Origin of the sequence: Mesorhizobium sp. M1A.F.Ca.IN.020.06.1.1 (assembly GCF_004023265.1) — a bacterium.
Taxonomy (GTDB): domain Bacteria; phylum Pseudomonadota; class Alphaproteobacteria; order Rhizobiales; family Rhizobiaceae; genus Mesorhizobium.
Genome location: NZ_RZSR01000976.1, coordinates 1 through 2,172 on the forward strand (window position 1 = coordinate 1; position 2,172 = coordinate 2,172).

Sequence of the window (2,172 nt, forward strand, 5' to 3'; positions counted from 1 at the left end):
AGGCAAGGCCGCCCATCATGCCGCGCATCATGCCGCCGCCTTTGCCCTTGCCGCCCATCGCCTTCATCATGTCGGCCATGCCGCGATGCATCTTCAAGAGCTTGTTGATCTCGGCCGCGTCGGTGCCGGAGCCGGCGGCGATGCGCTTCTTGCGCGAGTGCTTCAAGATATCGGGGTTGGCGCGCTCGGCCTTGGTCATCGAGGAGATGATGGCGAGCTGCCGGCGGAACATCTTGTCGTCGAAGCCGGCCGCGGCGAGCTGGTCCTTCATCTTGCCCATGCCGGGCATCATGCCCATGATGCCGCCCATGCCGCCCATTTTCGACATCTGCTGAAGCTGCGCGGCAAGGTCGTTCAGGTCGAACTTGCCTGACTGCATCTTCTTGGCCATCGCCGCCGCCTGCTCGGCGTCGATGGTCTCGGCGGCCTTCTCGACTAGGCTGACGATGTCGCCCATGCCGAGGATGCGGTCGGCGATGCGCTTGGGGTGGAATTCCTCCAGCCCGTCCATCTTTTCGCCGGTGCCGATCAGCTTGATCGGCTTGCCGGTGACGGCGCGCATCGAAAGCGCGGCGCCGCCGCGGCCGTCGCCGTCCATGCGGGTCAGCACCAGGCCGGTGATGCCGACGCGCTCGTCGAAGCTTTTCGCTAGGTTGACGGCGTCCTGGCCGGTCAGCGAGTCGGCGACCAGCAGGATTTCGTGCGGCGACGACACCTTCTTGATGTCGGCCATCTCGACCATCAGCGGCTCGTCGATATGGGTGCGGCCGGCCGTGTCGAGGATGACGACGTCGTGGCCGCCGAGCTTTGCCGCCTGCACGGCGCGCTTGGCGATATCGACCGGGCTTTGGCCGGCGATGATCGGCAGCGTGGCGACCTTGGTCTGCTCGCCGAGCTGGCGCAGCTGCTCCTGAGCGGCCGGACGCCGCGTGTCGAGCGAGGCCATCAGAATTTTCTTGTTCTGACGCTCGGTAAGGCGCTTGGCGATTTTGGCCGAGGTCGTCGTCTTGCCGGAACCCTGCAGGCCGACCATCATGACGACGACGGGCGCGGGCGCGTTGAGGTCGATAGCGACGCCCTCGGCACCGAGCATATCGACCAGCTCGTCATGGACGATCTTGACGACCATCTGTCCGGGCTTGATCGACTTCAGCACCGCGGCGCCAACCGCTTTCTCGCGCACCTTTTCGGTGAAAGAGCGAACCACCTCCAGCGCCACATCGGCCTCAAGCAGTGCCCGGCGCACCTCGCGCAGCGCCGCCGAGACGTCCGCCTCCGACAGCGCACCGCGGCCGGTCAGGCCGTTCAGGATGGAGCCAAGGCGCTCTTGCAGGGACTCAAACATTGATCAGACCGCCGTGCGAGAGCGCCTTGGATTCATGCCGATCGCTGTCGGGCCTGCGGCCCTCCACGCCTCTTGTGCGCTCCTGCAGTGATTCAAACATCTTGCTTCCTTCGATCTCGGTTCATTCGACCCGAGAGGTAGTGCGTTCGCGCCGGGTCGCCAAGCAAAAGCGCAAAGCCAAAAAGCACCCGGGGGCGCATCGCGCTGCCGGGTGTTGGCCTCCAGGATCGGTTTACAGCTCTCGCCTCAAAGAGGCTTCGGCGTCCTGGTCGGCTTTCGCGGAGAGGGTCTCGTCGCGGAATTCGTGTGCGTCTAGACAGGAAATCGGCGGCGGAGTCAAGGCTGGGGTCGTTTTGAAGAGCAAGACACCGCGCCCAAAGGCGGTTCAGAGCAGCTTTTCGCCGTCCAGGATGCGCGTATAGAGATCGAGATAGCCGTTTGCCGTCTTGGCGATGGGAAATCGCGCGGCGGCGGATGCACGGCACTGCTCAGGGGACAAGCCGGCGATGTCGGCCAAGGCCTGCGCGAACTCGGCATCGGTGTCGAAGAGGCGACCGGTGGCGCCGTCGACGATTTCGGGCAGCGCGCCGCGCCGTGTCGTCAACACCGGCGTGCCGCAGAGCATCGCTTCGACCGGCGCCATGCCGAACGGCTCTTCCCAGGCGATCGGGTTGAGAAAAGCTCTGGCTTCTCCCAGCAGGCGCAGCTTCTCGTCGCCGTCGACGACGCCGTGGTAGCGGAAGCGGCGGCCGAGGCTCTTGAAGAAGACACCCTGGCGGCGAACCTTGGTGCGCTGCAGGAGCTGCCAGCGCGCGCCGCCGGCGATA

Annotated in this window: 2 protein-coding genes; both read right to left on the minus strand. The window is 65.4% G+C overall.

Features of this window, described 5'->3' with window-relative positions; all coding sequences use genetic code 11:
* Window positions 1–1,345, minus strand: a 1,345-nt coding sequence (gene ffh / locus EOA60_RS29775; protein ID WP_128312386.1) for a signal recognition particle protein, incomplete at its 3' end; no start/stop codon positions are given.
* Between the two features lie 385 nt (window positions 1,346–1,730).
* The coding region (locus EOA60_RS29785) for a glycosyltransferase (RefSeq protein ID WP_128312388.1) at window positions 1,731–2,172 on the minus strand (442 nt) is incomplete at its 5' end.